Origin of the sequence: Calderihabitans maritimus (assembly GCF_002207765.1) — a bacterium.
GTDB classification, from domain to species: domain Bacteria; phylum Bacillota; class KKC1; order Calderihabitantales; family Calderihabitantaceae; genus Calderihabitans; species Calderihabitans maritimus.
Window position 1 is genome coordinate 1 of record NZ_BDGJ01000152.1, and the last position, 352, is coordinate 352.

Sequence of the window (352 nt, forward strand, 5' to 3'; positions counted from 1 at the left end):
GGTTCAAAAAACCGAATCTACACCAAAGAAGGAAAAAAAGACTTACAGACCGCCTGACACCCATTATTACAAGTACGGTCGCTCTTTGTTCCCAAGGCTTACTTTTGAAGAAAGTGACAGGGAAATCCTCAAGATGCTCGAAGAGATCTTCCTCTCAAGATATGCTTAATCTTCCCTGTCACTCTCTTATCCTTTAACCGGGCTTGATTAACAAAAAGTTATGGAGTGAGGTCTGGTCAAGGGCGGGCTCCGGCCCGTTCATTTTACCCTTGACCAGTCCGAACGGAATAACTACAATTGTCCAGGCCCGGTTATATCTTCACTATAAAAGTGACATTTTCTCACGATAATT

At 43.2% G+C, this 352-nt stretch carries 1 pseudogene; it reads left to right on the forward strand.

Annotated features, from left to right (window positions below):
• Positions 1-169 (forward strand): annotated as a pseudogene (locus KKC1_RS17835) (ISNCY family transposase); the annotation flags it as partial.
• Positions 170-352 lie beyond the last annotated feature (183 nt).